Origin of the sequence: Paenibacillus sp. NPDC058898, from assembly GCF_049316025.1 — a bacterium.
GTDB lineage: Bacteria > Bacillota > Bacilli > Paenibacillales > Paenibacillaceae > Paenibacillus_AQ.
In genome coordinates this window covers 17394-33396 of the sequence record NZ_JBMOSM010000020.1, presented here as the reverse complement: position 1 = coordinate 33396, position 16003 = coordinate 17394, and the positions used below count along the sequence as shown (strand labels likewise).

Here is a 16003-nt window from a genome sequence, read left to right as displayed (position 1 = left end):
ATTTCATCACACCTTCTATGATTCGGCATCTGCTGTATTTGTATCAAATGAGTGCCCTTTCTTCTCTAGACGCTTCACTAAAAATCCGACATATAAAGGAAGCAGGATGGCGGTCGTTACCACGGACGCTGCAACCTGCACCGTCGCAATATCGGTAAATGCCGCAAAGGATGCATTCGCCACCCCAATCGCGGCAGGCGTAGCCACGGCATTACCGGCTGTGGAGCCTTCCGCAGCCCCCACGATCGGATTCCATTTCAATGCTTTAAACACAAAATATCCTGCGGTACCTGTAACAAAAACCGTCAGTAATCCAAGAATGATACCCGACAAGCCGCCATCCACGATCGCTCCGAAGTCAATGCCCATTCCGAGCGCAAATGCAAAGAATGGAATCAGCATGGAGCTGCCTTTGTCCAAAAACTTGCGCATCTCTTCATCCAGATTACCCAGCACCATCCCTACAATAATCGGAAGAAGAACGGAGATAAAGGACACGAAGGAGAACATGCCGTCCACGAATCCCATGGCGCCGAAGATCGATAACGCAACCATGGTGAGGAAAGGTCCGTCATTCAGGGCAAGCAGTGAATAGGCGGCACGGTCTTCCTTACTGCCATATTGGCCTACCAAGGCTACGAACAATCCCCCATTACTGTTGGTCATCGCCGCAATGACGGCAATCGGCGCCAAACCCAGCCACAATCCATTCTCTCCGGCAAACAGGTAAGCAATCAGACCGAACGCTGCGCCGACCACCCACTTCGTGACAAGCAGCGTGGCCCCTTTTCCGACGGAAACGCCAAAGGACTTGACGTTAATCTGTGCCCCCGTACAGAGGAGGAACAGCGCAATCAATGTACTTGAACCGTTTACAAATAAAGACTCCGTGAAATTCCCGATCCGGAGTAGATCCGGTGCAAAGGTGTTGATGACTGCTGCAATAAGCAACGGCACCACCATCATACCTCCAGGAATCCGATCCAACGTCGCTTTAATCTTCATTATTGTAACACCCCTTTAATAATTGTTTCAATATTAAACAGTGATTTAATATTGAAATCGCTTGCAGGGATAATTGTAAGTGCATCCAATTAAATTTGCAACATATTAAAGATTAATTGTTGCAAATTTAAACGATCGATTGCTGTGTTAGTTATAGATTGTTGAAATATATTCCTACTCCCCTAATATCTGCCGAAACGGAGGGATCTATTGATCGCAAAACAAAAAAAGCTGAAACTATTGTTTCAGCTTTCTCCACAGGGTCGAACGGTTGATTCCGAGCCGTTCCGCAACCTTCGTCTGATTAAATTGTTCTTCCTCCATAATCGCGTCGATGATCCTCTTCTCGATCTCATCCAGCGTACCGCGAAGAAACTCAGGGCCCATCGCAGCTGACGGATGTTCTTCCTTCTTGGCTAGAAGCCGGGAAATGAGTGGCTTGCCGATCACGTAGCCCTTCTCCTCCGTCACTGCGTCCTGGAGCAGGATTTTCAGTTCCGACACGTTGCCCGGCCAATCGTACTGGGTCAGCAGGAGAATCGCTTCATCCTTGATCTTGACTGGTGAAGTCCCTAACGTTCCATGATAGGACGCAATATAATAAGTCACCAGCGGCTTGATGTCCTCCCTGCGCTCACGCAGAGCCGGCACGGCGATTCTTGCCGCCTCCTCGTCCAGCAGGAGTGGATGATAATTCGAATCATCCTTTTCCAGCGAGAGGATGATCGTGAACCCCCGGTCTTTCATCTCGTTCATCCACGGCTTCAAATTCGCCATTTCTTGTGGAGCGATCGTTTCCAATCCATGGATGTACAGCGTGCGGATATCGTTGTCCCAAGCTTCTTCTTCGTCTTTTCCTGACAAGGCCATGGCCTGCTTTGCGGTAAGCCGGACATACAAGCCCTGGCCTTCGTTCTTGCGGTAATGAATATACCGGGAGAGCAGCTGCTTGCCTGTTCCGGCTTCACCGATGAGAATCAGGATGCGGCTGTCCAGTAGATCCTCGATCCGCTGCAGGCAACCGTGCATCGCTTCGCTTTGCGAAATCAACATCGGCAATTGGGTGATCGCCTCGACATGATAGCCTGCGGCCTCCCCATTCTGCTTCACCTCGGAAAAAGTGTACAGGTAGTACCGTTTTCCCTGTATCACTTTCAGCGTCCTTTTCTGTTTAAACTTCCGGGTTCCGTTTTCATGTATCAGGATGGAGGCTTCCGCCTCCCGGTTTAGCCGAAGATCGGCTTGTAAGGCTTCCACAGGGAGCGGACAGGAACCGAAATCCGGCCACTGTTCATATACAACCTCTCCCTCAGCATCCAATACGGTAAGGTTCGCGGCCGTTTCCTCCAGCAGTGCTTGTAGAAAGGATATTTCCCACTGCGTCCGTTCATGTAACCGAAACGCGGACTTGGCCTTTTGAAACGCATCGAAAATGGCCTCGCGCCCGGATTGGATCAGAATCCCTTCCAAGTGGTGCTTGGCGGCTGCCTCCATCGTCACCACATCGCCCATGATTAATTCGAAGCCCTTCGCCTTCAGATCCTCCAGCAACCGGTCCACCTCTTGCGCCTTCTCTACCGTGAACACATCCACCTCGATATCCAGCACATCGGTAATGGCTTTGGCTCCGAGCGTAATATTGGAGAAGCCCACAATGGCTTTTTTGCCTGGAAAATGATTGGCCAAGGTGAGCACGCGCAGCATGTCATAGCCTGAAACATGGACATCGATAACGGGAATGCCCACCTCGGGCTCGATCAGCTTGGCCGTACCGCCCCGGCTAATGATCACGTCATATCCCAGGCGTTCGCCTTCTTTTGCCAGAGGAACCGCTTCTAGTAAATTGCCGACCTCGACTCGGACTTCCAGCTCCGGCTCTTCCTTCCGGCATTCTTCTATTAAATGGCTCATAGCGGGATACGGAGCAATAAATAACGTTTTAATGGTCATGATTGTCACCTGTATTTTCTTTGGTAAACCTTATTCTTGTTATTATTCTACCGTTTCTATATGAAATAACCAACTCTATATATGAAAAGACACCTACGCCGAGGCAACCATCAACCGAAAGGGCTAACGGCGCCGACAAAGGTGCCTTATCTTGTCTAAATCTATGAACTGTTACCTAAGAATTACTCCTCTATTAAAACGGACACGGCACTTTTCGGTGCAAGGCGGAGGTTAAGCTGCTCCGTTCCCTGCATATGCAGTCCAGCATTCTCCTCTTGCTCGCTGTCGTTAAACAACACAACGGCAATCGATCCATCCGTGTTCTTGAATGCTACCGAACGGATGGACTCATGGCTTGTAGAAGCAATGCGAACCGCTTTCGGACGGATCACCTTACTAAAATGCGCCAGCGCGTAGTAGTCCAGCGTATAGGTAAGCTCCTTCGTCTGCTGATTTACCGTGACAATACCGCGGCAGGTGCTTTTTCCAAAGCCCGGAACGGTAGGGCCGTTCTTCTCGTCCAGCGCCATATTCCACAGCACATAAGACTTGCTGTGATTGCGGAGAATCTCGATACCGGTTCGCATCACATTGGAGAAGGCCTGCTCAAACGGTGGGATCCACTCCCCGCCTGATCCTTCCGTGAAATGAACCTCTTTTCCCGGGAATGCATCGAACACTTCGGATTGGGCCGACGGCTTGCCGCCGTACCAGTGCCAAGCGACACCATCCACGGCGTCACCCGCTTGCTCAAAAACGGTCAACGGGTAGTCTGGCTTGTCCCAGTTATGGTCATAACAAAGGATTTTTGTATCAATGCCGTTCTTAACGAATTGCGGCTTCAGATGATTCTTGATGAAATCGCTTTGCGCCTCGGGCAGCATGATCATGCCAGGGTAATGTCCTGGCGAATACAACGCCTCATTTTGCGGCGTGATCGCATAAATCGGCAGCCCGTTGGCTTCATACCCCTGAATGTAACGTACAAAATAATTAGCATACACCGCATAGTATTCCTGCTTCAGCTCTCCGCCGATCATCGAACCGCTCGTTTTCATCCAGCCTGGCGGACTCCATGGGGAACCCATCAGCTTGACATCCGGGTTCAATCGGAGTGCTTCCTTCAGGAGGGGAATGATATCTTCCTCATCATGCGCAATGGAGAACTGATCCAGCTCCACATCCGTTTGGCCCTCAGGCATATCATTGTAGCTGTAGAAGTCTCGCGCGTAATCGGATGCGCCCATCGGCTGGCGGAGTACGGACAACCCGATCCCTTCGTTCGGATCGAACAGTCGTGTCATGAGCTCCGAACGCTGCTTCGTCTCCAGCACTTGATGGATCAGATAAGCAGCGGAGTCCGTGAAGGACGCGCCGAAGCCGTCCATCTCCTGAAACGTCTGCTCCTCATCGATAACAACCGTATGCTTCGTGTCCGAAGTTCCGGGAGCTAGCCGCTCCTTGTCTTTCCTAACGAATAATTCCTCTTCCCCGTTTGACTGGTAGATGGTCATGTTCAGCATGCTGTTTCCCTCCAGGTTTCTTATGGTCTTCTGGCTTTCCTATCCCGCCCTATATCGAAAGTTAACTTGGAAAGAGCCCCTTCCCTGTCAAGAAAGGGGCTCTCCCATCCATAAACGTTAACTTATTTCAGGCCCAGCTTCTCTTTGTTCGCCTTCATCTTCTCATTGCGGACTTCGACGATTTTATCCCAGTTGTTATCGTCCAGGAACTTTTTGTATTCGTTCAAAAGGTTGTCGAACGCTGCATCATCCTTGGAACGAATCATGCTAACGAGCGTGGAGTTCCATTTTGTATTGATGGCTGTCAGAGAGCGCGCTTCCGGCGTTCCCTGATCCGGGTTGATATTCTCCAAAATAAAGTGCGGCGTCAGCTTGCCTTTTCCCCATTCCTGCATTTGCTTGATCGCATCCGGGAAAGCATCCCCGCTCAGCGCTTTATGGCGGTCATGCCCGAAGAACATGAATTCGCCCATGCGGTAATCCTTCTTGAACGTATCCGGATTGTTCATCTGAAGATCCTTCACGGCAGGGAGGAACTCCACCGTGCCGTCTGCATTCACTTGGTAGGTCTCGCCTTCGATGCCATAGTTCATCAGCATTTGTCCTTCTTCGCTTAACAGGTACGTGAAGAGCTGAATGGACTTGGCAGGATCTGCATTATTTTTCGTAATGAAGCTGATCATCCAGCCGGTGATACCGGATTGATTCAGCGTCGACTGACGTCCTGCCGTGCTTTGCGGTCCGTCAATCGCGATGTACTCTTTGCCTTTATTGTTGCTGTAGAAGCTTTGCAGGTTACCGCCCTGCTGCGGCGTGCCGTCCAGCATAATCGTTGCGTATTTGCCTGCTTTAACCTTCTCTTCAAAAGCCGTTCCGTCATCGGCAAAACTGTCATCGCTAATCGCGCCGTCCCGATACACGGTATTGAACGCTTTCACCCAAGTCAGATAATCTTCATCCAGGTTACGGTTATAGAAACCGCCATTCTCCTCCAGCGGCACGCCGATGAAATCCTGCAGCACGTCGCCAAGCGAGCCCGTTCCTTCGCCAATGGAGTTGAAGCCGAGTGGAATCAGAGCAGGAAATTGCTTCTTGATATCAGCGAGAACGGCCTGGAACTCTTCCGGCGTTCCCATAACAGGCTTACCTAACGCTTCGTAAACATCCTTGCGGATAATAAATGCCGTTTTGGCCGGAATGTTACCGCTGTCATAGTCTTCCTGCGTATTGGAGTAGTTCGGATATCCGTAGGTTTTGCCATCCTTCAGTTGGAACCAGTTGAGCGTATCCTGCGCCGCTACCTTATTGAAGTATGGATCATATTTCTCGGCCAGATCGTTCAGCGGCAGCGCCCATGTCGCCGCCTTCTGCACGACCGGGGAGTTGGAGTCAAACGTCGTGATCAGATCCGGCATCTCCCCACCGGCAAAAAACGTATTCAGCTTGGTGTCGTCACCCGTGATGAATTTGATATTGATGTTCAAGTCTTCCTTAATCTTCTTGGTTACAACGTCCTTGCCGAAATCCGTATTCCACCAATCGGCATTTACGTACCATGTGAGCTCGGTTGTCTCTTCTTTTTTATCCAACTGCCAAGCCGGTGTCTCGGCATTCGGTGTATAACGATCCTCAATCGAAATCCAATTTTCCTTCTTGGAGCCGGAATTGCCGCCTGATCCGCCGCAGCCGCTCACAACCAGCACAACTGCCATCAGTGCCGTAATCAGCGTAAGTCCTTTCTTGCCAAAAGCTTTGTTCATCAACATCCTGTAACCCTCCCTTTTAAATAAAAGCGCTTACTTGTTAGACCCCAATCTTTTACAGGCTTGCTTCTGCTCCACTCCTTTAAAGAGCAGCTTCTCTACTCTTTAACAGCTCCGAGCATCATGCCGGAGATAAAATATCTCTGTAATATTGGATACATCACAACAATTGGCAGCGTCGTCACGACAATGGTTGCTAGTTGGACCCCTTTGGTGGTCGTCTGGATCGCGACGGACCCGATGTTTTGCATCGATTGCGTCTGGGACTGCACAATAATCTCATACAGCATCATCTGTAACGGATAGAGCGCTTGGTCCGTGATATACAATTTGGTGGTCATGAAATCGTTCCACTGCCCGACCCCGTTAAACAGCGCGATGGTTGCCATGGCCGGCATGGAAAGAGGAATAAAGATGCTCAAGAAAATCCTCCAGTCGCCCCCGCCGTCGATCTTCGCCGACTCTTCCAGGGAATCCGGTACGTTTCGGAAGAAGTTCATCAGAATAATAACATCGTAAAAGCTTAATAGAGCGGGAATAATATAAACCCAGAAGCTGTTTAACAGCCCCAAGTCTTTGATTAACAAATACGTCGGAATCATGCCGCCCGAGAAAAACATGGTGACGACACCCATTGCGACATAGAACTTGCGGCCGCGGACGTATTTTTTACTCAAGCCGTAACCCACCATGGCACAGAAGAACACGTGCGTGATGACTCCGATGACGGTTTTGGCCACCGAGATGAAGAAGGCATTCCATATGTTTGCATCCCTGAACACGGCCTGATAATTCTCAAGCGAGAATTCCGTAGGCCAGAAGATGAACCCGCCCTCGGCAAGAGACCTGCCCGAGCTGAAGGATGAAACGACAACGTTCCATAACGGAACGACAATGATGATGGTAAACGTAACCAGTAAAATGATGTTGATCGTATCAAAGATCCGGCTATCGAGATCCCCTTTTGCTGCTTTCAAATTCACCGTAATGCCTCCCTTTTGCATGACCTACAGGACGGATTGATTATCATTCAATTTACTGGTCACTTTGTTGGCCGTAACAAGCAGAATGACGGAGATGATGGATACACCCAAACCCACGGCGGTTGCATAAGAGAAATCACCCTGCGTCATACCCATCCGGTACACGTACGAGTTAATGACTTCCGCCTTTTCCCGGTTCTGCGAATTCATGAGCACCAGGGTCTGATCCAGATTCGATCCCAATAAACCGCTTACAGTCAGGATCAGGTTCAAGCTGATAATCATCTTCATGTTCGGTAAGGTGATGTTCCAAATCTGTCTTAGTCGGCTAGCCCCGTCAATTCTTGCGGCCTCATAGTAGGTCGGATCAATCTTGGCCATGATCGCCAGATACAGAATCGTTCCCCATCCGGCCTCTTTCCATATATCCGACAGCGTTGCAATCCACCAATACTTGCTTGGATCAAGCAAAATGTTTTGCGGCTGCGAAATCAGCCCTAGAGCAAGCAATATTTCGTTGAACAAGCCGGATGTCGAGAACCAGGTAATGAGCATGCCGCCCAATACGATCCAGGACAAGAAGTGAGGCAGATACGACACGGTTTGGACGAATTTTTTGAAACGCCCCATGCCGACCTCATAAATCATAATGGCCAGAATGATCGGAATGACAAAGCCGATCGCCAATTTCAAGAAGCTGATGCCCAGCGTGTTAACGACGGAATCCCAAAAATACTTGTCCGACAAAATAATTTTGAAATTATCCAGCCCCACCCACGGAGCGGAATCCAGCGTATCGATAACGGTGTAGTTCTTAAACGCAATCGTCAAACCATAAATCGGGATGTAGCAGAAGATAAACATGAAGATAACGCCGGGAATGATCATCGATTGAAGCTCCCATTGCCGCTTGTAATCGATGAAGAATTCCTTGATCCTCTGCCCCAACGGCTTCTTCCCGGTTGGTTGAACCGGGCTTGTGCCGGTTGACTGAACTGCAGCTGTTTTGCTCACCTCTTAGCCTCCTTTGATCAAAAACCGCATAAAAACGTTTTTATTTTGGGCGAAAAAAACCCCTGATTTTTTAAAATCATTTTAAAAAACCGCCTTGGTGATTTATTTTCTTCGCTTAACCCGATTCATTCCGATTCATCTTCACATGACTGGAGCCGCGAACGACCAACTCCCCTGGAAGCTTCTGAATCTTGCCCTTCTCTTTCTTCTGAATCATGCGCACCAGATGATCCACGACCAGAATCCCCTGTCTGGCAATCTGATTGCGTACGGTCGATAAAGGCGGCGTAAAATACTGCGCGATATCGATATCATCGAAGCCCACGACACTGACGTCCTGCGGAACCTCGTATCCATGGGACTTCAGAGCCCGAATGCAGCCGATGGCACTCACATCATTACCGGCAAGAAAAGCATCCGGCACTTTCCCGGGGTGTAAGTGAAGAAACGATTTGACGGCGTTATAGGAACCTTCTTCCTCAAAATAGCCCTGCAGTATGTAGTCTCCGTCGATCGGGAACTGGCACTCCCTCAGCGCAGCCAGATACCCTTCCTTCCGCTGCACGCTGTCAAACATCGTATCCACGCCGGAAATGTAGGCGATCTTCTTATGACCCAGGCTGATCAGGTACTTGGTTGCTTCATAACCGGCTACGTAAGAGTCGAATATGATGCTGCCCATCGTCTCGTTCTGAACCTCGCGATCCAGGAAAACGGCCTTAATCTTGTCTTTCTCCATGGCGGCGATGTCTCTATCATCGATCTTCAGCTCTTCGAAGATAATGACGCCATCGACCCGGCCGCCCATAATATTGCTCATAATCACCTGTTTATCCTTCGTCACAAACACGTTCAATCCATAACCCAGACGGTCACATTCCCGTGACATCGACTCCACCAATGTGTAGAAGTAAGGCCCTGACACGCTTGTTGTAAAGAAGCCCAGCATCTTGGTCTTCCCCGACTTCAACAACTTTCCGTTCAGGTTAGGTACATAATTAAGCCGTTCCGCCACCTTCAGCACATGGGATTTGGTCTCCGGGTTTAATACATCTACATCATTTAATGCATTCGAAACCGTAGAAATGGAAACCCCGGCTTCTCTTGCCACATCCTTGATTGTTACTTTGCCCATATAACCATTCCATTCTTCCTTTGCGATAAAAACGTTTTTATGTACATAAGTTACCATACATGTGAGGTGAACACAATGCTTTTTTGGAAGGGGTTTCAAATATTTTTTCGATTAGTCCCACCCCTCGGTAGTCAGACATATTGAAAAAGCAGGCACTCTTCAAAGCGGTACCCTTCATCGGTACCACTCTTCAAAGTGTGCCTGCAGAAATTGAATCTCTTTTTCGTAATGAGCCACATGCCCCTCATCGATCATTCTCTGGTATGCCTTGTTGCCTTGTGCCGCGCCGGTTGTAAGTGTATCGCATAGTGCCTCGATGCGTCTTATAGTCCACTCTTCCATGTTGGGAGGTGGAGCAATACCATAAGACTTAAAGAACAGCGATATTCTGTGAGTGCGATCCGCAGCATGGTATTCCGATCGATAAGGTATCGATGTCCCTGTAGTGGAATCTATTGCAAAGCTTGCTAGTGGGACTGAGGTGTACAGCATATAAACCATGTCCCAGATTCGTGGACCTGGTGCAGCCAAATCAAAATCGATCAGCGCAACCGGTACTTCGTCTCTAAACACGATATTGTACAAAGCGGCATCATTGTGACAGATCACTTCATCGTCCCATTCCTCCGAAGCCTGAGAGTTATGCGCAGCCTCCGGTTGGATTGAAGTTGCTGAAAAGCCTTGTACGGCGTCATGATAACGCCGTAACAACGCTGCACTCTGGATAAGGGCCTGGTCCGACCATATATAGGGTTTAAAATCAGGATATTGGTTTCCCGGCACCTCTCCAGGAATGAAGGACAAGATCTCGCGACCGCTATGATCAATACCTATGAACTTGGGGGCGCCTTCAAAGCCCTGCTTCTCCAAGTGTCGGAGCAAGTCATGCACGAAGGAACTCCATTTAGTCGTACGGTGAACGTTATTTCCGATACGTACCACTTCGTTAACATTGCCACCTGGAAGTACTTCTTCCTTGTCACACATCCATAGCTCCCCTTCCCGCTGCTCCATATGCCATTCCCAGCGCCTCTGCCAATCCCTCCAGATCCAATCCGTCGGCGGCAAAAGCGGTGCGAACGAGTTTCGGCGGAACGAACTCGTCATATTTGCCGAGATACGGCGCTTCGTCCGGATCGAGGAGCGCGCCGGCGTCCTCACAATCCATCAGTTCCTTCTTGATTTCCTCCATCAGCGTCTCATTATCGACCTTACCCGCGACAACCATATAATACGGCTCCATCGGCACGATGGAGCGCAGCGCCAGCCGCTCGGACAGATTATGCTTCAACAATCGTTCCAGCGTGCGGAACTGCTTGCTGCCCGCCCAAGGCAGGATGAACAGGGAGTCGCCGCCCGCCGGTAGGACCACCTGCTTCAGCAGTCCGCTTTCCCGAGCAAGTCGGCGGGCCCGCTCCAGGCGATTCACCGCGCCCGGCGCCAGGTATGGATAGATGGCACTGTCAACGAGCACCTCCCGCATCTTCTGCACCACGCGCGTATGCACATCGCCGCCTGCGCCAAGCCACAACGTATCGACCTTACCCTTGGCCGACTTCACGTACAGGGCCTTATGCTTCGTGTCGACTTCCTCCACCTTCCACAGCTTGCCCGCCAGCGAGAAGCAGTAGCCCGGCGGCGGCACGGTCGTAATCGATCCGATTTCTTCGGACCCGTTATATACGACATGTTCTTCATCGTCCTTAAACACCGCATAGAAGCGGTAGTTGTTCACGATTTTCTCCCCGCCAAGCCCGATGATCAGACTGCCTTCTTCCGTCCGCTGGATGTGATCCGTCTGGAGCAAATACTGCAGGAACTCCTTGTATTCCTCCGGCTCGATGCCGCGGAAGGCCGGGAGCGTCAGCACCGCTCGCGCCAGATCCGGCGGCTCGGCCTCGCCCATGCTCTTGAGCGTGCTCATCGTCTGATGGTAAAGCACGCCAACAGGTTTCTTCCGCAGGGCCAGCGGTTCGACCCATTTCTCGCGAATATACAGCTCAATGACCGCAATGGCCCGGAGCAGCATCCACGGCATGCGCGCAGGCAGCATGGCCTCCTCGTCCTCGTCCTCCGGACAGAGGAACATCATCTCGGAGGCCTGATCCCCGCGCCGGCCGGAGCGACCGAGTCGCTGAACGAAGCTGGAGCAGCTGTACGGCGCGCCCAGCTGGATCACCCGCTCCAGCTCGCCGAGATCGATACCGAGCTCCAGCGTCAGGGTGGCCGCCGCAACTGCCGGCCCCGGACCTTCGCGGAGCGCGGCCTCGGCTTCCTCGCGCAGCATGGCGGAGATGCTTCCATGATGCACATGGAAGACATCCCGCTGCTCGCGCTTGGCGGCAATCCGGCGCAGCTCGAGCGTGGTCAGCTCGGCATCCGAGCGGCTGTTGGTGAAGACCAGCGCTTTTTTCAGATGGGTATTGTCGTATACGAAATCGTAATAAGCTTTACGAGCAAGCTCCAGCTGCTCTGCCTGCTTCTCGTCCCGCGCATCCGGGAAGGAGAAATGCTCAACCGACAGCCGCAGCTTCCGTCCTCCTTGCGGGGCGATGACTTCGACCGCGTTCTTCGTGCCCGCGCCCAGCCAGCCAGCTGCGGTCTCATAGTCGCTAAGCGTTGCCGACAATCCGATGCGGCGAGGCGAGCAGGAAGCCATCCGTTCGATCCGGGTCAACTGGCTCAGCACCTGAATGCCGCGGTCGGCTCCCATGAAGGCATGCACTTCGTCAATGATGACATACCGCAAGTCCTGGAACAGCGCCGGGATGGCGTTCGGTCGGTTCATCAGCAGCCCCTCAAGCGACTCGGGCGTAATCTGCAGCACGCCGGACGGCTTTTGCATCAGCTTCGTTTTCTCGGCTTGGGACACGTCGCCGTGCCAATGCCATACCGGCACCTGGCCTTCCTTCAACAGATCGGTGATGCGCTCAAACTGATCGTTGATCAGCGCCTTGAGCGGGCCGATATACAGGATCCCGACCGAACTGGAAGGCTCGTTGTACAGCCCCGTCAGCGCCGGGAAGAACGCGGCTTCGGTCTTGCCCGATGCCGTACCGGAAGCGATCAGCAGATGGTTGGGCGTATCGAACAGGACGCGGCAGGCTTCCACCTGCGCCTCGCGAAGCGTATCCCATCTTTTTTTATAGATGAATTCCTGAATGAACGGGGCCAGTCTGGAAAAAGGATTCGCACTCATAATTCAAACTCCGCCAGCAGGTCGTCCAAATCATCCGAATTGGTATCATTGGCCCCTTTGCCTTGCGGCTGCACTGCGGCACGCTCGCCTAACAGCTCCTCAAACGTGGCCTCCGGATGCTGATGCAGCGTATGCAGCAGATCCATGAAATCCCGCACCACCTCGCGGGTGGTGAGCAGCTCCTCAGCTCCCAGCCTATTCACGGCCGTCTGCATGAACGCGATCAGCTGATCATCCGTTAACTGCGCTTCATATTTGAAGTGCAGAGCGTGAATATCCCGCAGCTTTTGCAGGAGGATCAAAATCTCCTCATACGACAGCATGTCCAACTTCAAAATGGGCGAGGTGTAGGTTTTCAGCGAACCACTCCCATAACGCCCGTCAATCAGGCGGGAGCGCAGCGCGTCATAACTGAACAGCCCCCGGCGCTCATCCTCGACAAACTGCGGCGTTCCGCCCATATAAATGCCCAAATGCTCCGCTTTGCCCTGCATCGTGTCGTTGAACATGGTCAGCAGCTTCTCGTAGTTGCTCTGACGAGACACGCTGTTGGTGATTTTGTAGAGGTTAACCCCTTCGTCTATGAACAATAGCAATCCCTTATAACCGATGGCAGCCGTGAATTCCGACCACAGCTTTATATACTCGTACCAGTTGTCGTCATCGATAATGACCCCAACGCCAAGGTCCTTGCGCGCCTCCGTCTTCGTCGGTACTTCCCCGCGGAGCCAGCGCAGCGCTGCCCCTTTGCGGTCATCGTCACCAAGCTTATAGCCGTTCCAGTAAGCAGCCAGCACCTTCGCAAAATCAAACCCGTGCACCAGATTCTGCATGCCGTTGGTCACCGCATAGATCTGCAGCTCCACCCGATCGTTCAGGGCAGGGTCATCCGGCCGCATGCCCGTCTCCTGCATGATGTCCTGCTGGATCGCGGCGATCCATTTCTGCAAAATGGCCTCCAGCGCGCCCCCGTCCGGACGTGTCCTTGTGGACAGATGGGTCATCAACTCACGGTAAGTGGCAAGCCCTTGCCCTTTCGTACCCACCAACCGCCGCTCCGGCGACAGATCCGCATCCGCCACCACGAAATCGCGGTCCATCGCGTAATTACGGATGATCTGCAGCAGGAAGCTTTTGCCGCTTCCGTAACGGCCCGTAATCAGGCGGAAAGCAGCGCCGCCCTCGGCGATATTATCCATATCGCGCAGGATGGACTCCACCTCCGGCTTCCGGCCGACGGCGATGAACTCAAGCCCCACCCGCGGCACAACCCCTGCCGTTAAAGAGTTTACGAGGGCCGTTGTGAGCCGTTTCGGTATTTTTAATTCCGTCATAGTTCCACCTCTTTCAAGCATCTTACAGTCATAGCGAGTCCAAACGATTTCAATCCGTCCGGTTACACGGACTTTAATGTTTCCAGCATATCTATATAATCATCCGCAATGGCCTCTCCATCGATCAGAAGATCGCCGATGGTATCCATCGCGGCCTCATTGATCTCATCAAGCAATAACGCCGGCATGGAACCGGCCTTCTCCGCAATTTGCTGCAGTCTCGGACGGTTCGCTCCCGCCTTGAGGGCGTGAAGAACTTCCAGGTGGATGGGATTGAGACGCTCTGCGAGCTCCTGCCATTCCTCATCCTCTACCTCCCATTGCCACGACCGCTCTCCTACTGTAGGCATCACTGAAATCGCCTCTTCATCTACAACGTGCGGATCCATAACATGGATACCCCCAGCTTCAGATGAATGTTCCGATGAAGGCAGTGGCTTGAGCTCTAGAGAGTCCATGGATGGCATCGTGCTATCATCAGCACTCCCTGATGGCTCCATAAACCTTCTATTAGCTGCTTCTGATTCTTCCGTGTTCACGGAACGAACGATGCCATTTGCTTCATCAAGCTGATCACGCACCTCTATGGCGCCCGGCTCATAAGGATCCGCATCAAAATCCATCACCGCCTGGAACACGTCCGGTTTCTTCGCCGCCGATTTTCGGGAGGACCGGCCTTTGGAAGGCGAAGCCATGTTAGTGCTTGTTCCCGCATCTTTGAAGTAGGCTGAAGAAACTCCAACTGATGGAACAGACTCCACTGCCGGCTGGCTGTTGATCACTTCAGCCTGCTGCCCCGCTTCCTCCGTAAGCAGCATGTCGCGGACCTGGTCCGACTCCCGCTGTAATCTGCGCAGCTTCCCTGTGTCGATCTGAACCTCAGGTATCGCCTGTTTGCGCTGTGCCTCCAGCTGCTCCTGAATCTCTTTTTTCAAATAACGGGTAATGATCTCTTCCACTTCGGGCTCAACCGCATCCGCGCCGCGCAGCCGTCCCTTGAAGCCTCTCAATTCCCGCAGCTTATTCTCGGTCAAGCGAACCAGCCCCGTTATATAGGAGCGCAGAGGAGCGTACTCGCTTAAGGACACCACCGTCAGCACGACGTTTCGCCCGTATAACCCATGATCGTACACGGCGCTGCGGAATAAATGCCGTTTCACCTGCCGAGGCCGTGGCTGAAAGCGGTCGATGAAGCGCTGCCCCTTCATTTTGGTCAAATAGCTGTCCACGAGCGCAATCACCTTCGGGGCATACTGTTCCAGATCCTTGCGGCCATTCTCCTGGTAAAAACGGCTCTTCTCCACGTCATAATCCAGCAAATCCAGCAGCAGCTCCCATGATAGCTCCACGGGCTGGAGAGAGAACCGGCGCTTCCATTCCTTCTCCTTCAGCTCAGCGGACAAGACGCGCGGAAAGCGCTGGTACGTTTCCCGGATCGGCATATCCAGGCCATGCACGATCATAAAATCATATAGCCACTCCCGCAGGTACGTATCCAGCTTGGCATAACGCTTCCGGTAGGCTGTCCACGCCTGCTCCATCAATGCATAGCCCTGCTGGGGATCGCTCCAGCCGACGCCATGGATCAGCTCGTAAAAATAGACAAACAAATAGGATAAGTCCGTATCCGGGTACCGCCCGGATCTTACTTCCTCCCGCCAGTAAAAATACCATTTGAACTGGTCGCTGGCCATCTGGTCGTAGGTCGGCCAATAGCTTTTGAAGGCTACAAAAGGGGCCTCCCCCTCTACATGCCAAGCGAGTTCCCTCGCCTTTTGCACGAATTGCCGCTCCTTGGTCACGTAGCGGAAGTCCTCGCCCCAATTCATATCGAGCGGCTCCTGCGGCTTCACAATCAGGGATTCCTTCGCTCTGGCAGCAGAATCAACGGGTTCCTTCCCCTGATGATCTGATGGCTTGTCCGGTAACGAGACGTCCTGCTCGTCGCCGGCCAGCTCAAATTCAGCAAAACGAATCCCTTGGTCATTCACGAGCGTAGTATGTCTTATATGTTCTATGTGATTGTCGTTGTTAGGCTTATCGTTTTTCATCGAATATGAACCTCCGTCACAACTTCAATTATACCATTTAACCTAT

At 52.0% G+C, this 16003-nt stretch carries 11 protein-coding genes; all 11 read right to left on the bottom strand.

Translation table 11 applies throughout. From position 1 onward, the window contains the following. Positions 1–15: 15 nt before the first annotated feature. On the bottom strand, positions 16–1005 hold the full coding sequence (locus tag ACOZB4_RS30950; protein WP_339269441.1) for a 2-keto-3-deoxygluconate permease: 990 nt from the start codon (positions 1003–1005) through the stop codon (positions 16–18). Between the two features lie 237 nt (positions 1006–1242). Then, positions 1243–2955 (bottom strand): PrpR N-terminal domain-containing protein, encoded by a 1713-nt coding sequence (locus ACOZB4_RS30945; protein ID WP_379414077.1) that lies wholly within the window; start codon positions 2953–2955, stop codon positions 1243–1245. Between the two features lie 182 nt (positions 2956–3137). After that, positions 3138–4478 (bottom strand): glycoside hydrolase family 30 protein, encoded by a 1341-nt coding sequence (locus tag ACOZB4_RS30940; protein WP_379414080.1) that lies wholly within the window; start codon positions 4476–4478, stop codon positions 3138–3140. Between the two features lie 122 nt (positions 4479–4600). Next, a complete protein-coding gene (locus tag ACOZB4_RS30935; RefSeq protein ID WP_379414082.1) occupies positions 4601–6244 on the bottom strand; it encodes a sugar ABC transporter substrate-binding protein in 1644 nt (547 codons plus the stop codon). A gap of 95 nt (positions 6245–6339) precedes the next feature. Next, complete coding sequence (locus tag ACOZB4_RS30930) at positions 6340–7224, bottom strand: carbohydrate ABC transporter permease (RefSeq protein ID WP_083659649.1); 885 nt, start codon at positions 7222–7224, stop codon at positions 6340–6342. A 24-nt stretch (positions 7225–7248) separates the two neighbouring features. Beyond that, positions 7249–8238 carry an ABC transporter permease gene (locus tag ACOZB4_RS30925; protein ID WP_379414086.1) on the bottom strand — a complete coding sequence of 330 codons (990 nt, stop codon included), beginning with the start codon at positions 8236–8238 and terminating at the stop codon, positions 7249–7251. Between the two features lie 115 nt (positions 8239–8353). After that, positions 8354–9373 carry a LacI family DNA-binding transcriptional regulator gene (locus ACOZB4_RS30920; protein ID WP_098741376.1) on the bottom strand — a complete coding sequence of 340 codons (1020 nt, stop codon included), beginning with the start codon at positions 9371–9373 and terminating at the stop codon, positions 8354–8356. Between the two features lie 174 nt (positions 9374–9547). Beyond that, the gene (locus ACOZB4_RS30915; protein ID WP_379414128.1) at positions 9548–10360 is read right to left on the bottom strand and encodes a phosphotransferase; all 813 of its coding nucleotides are present in this window, start codon (positions 10358–10360) and stop codon (positions 9548–9550) included. Then, entirely contained in the window at positions 10353–12572 is a 2220-nt protein-coding gene (locus ACOZB4_RS30910; protein WP_379414089.1) for a DEAD/DEAH box helicase, read from the bottom strand. The genes ACOZB4_RS30915 and ACOZB4_RS30910 overlap by 8 nt, the downstream gene beginning before the upstream one ends. After that, the gene (locus ACOZB4_RS30905; protein WP_379414091.1) at positions 12569–13906 is read right to left on the bottom strand and encodes an ATP-binding protein; all 1338 of its coding nucleotides are present in this window, start codon (positions 13904–13906) and stop codon (positions 12569–12571) included. Before ACOZB4_RS30905 ends, ACOZB4_RS30910 begins: the two co-directional genes overlap by 4 nt. A gap of 62 nt (positions 13907–13968) precedes the next feature. Continuing rightward, entirely contained in the window at positions 13969–15957 is a 1989-nt protein-coding gene (locus ACOZB4_RS30900) for a TerB N-terminal domain-containing protein (protein ID WP_379414093.1), read from the bottom strand. Positions 15958–16003 lie beyond the last annotated feature (46 nt).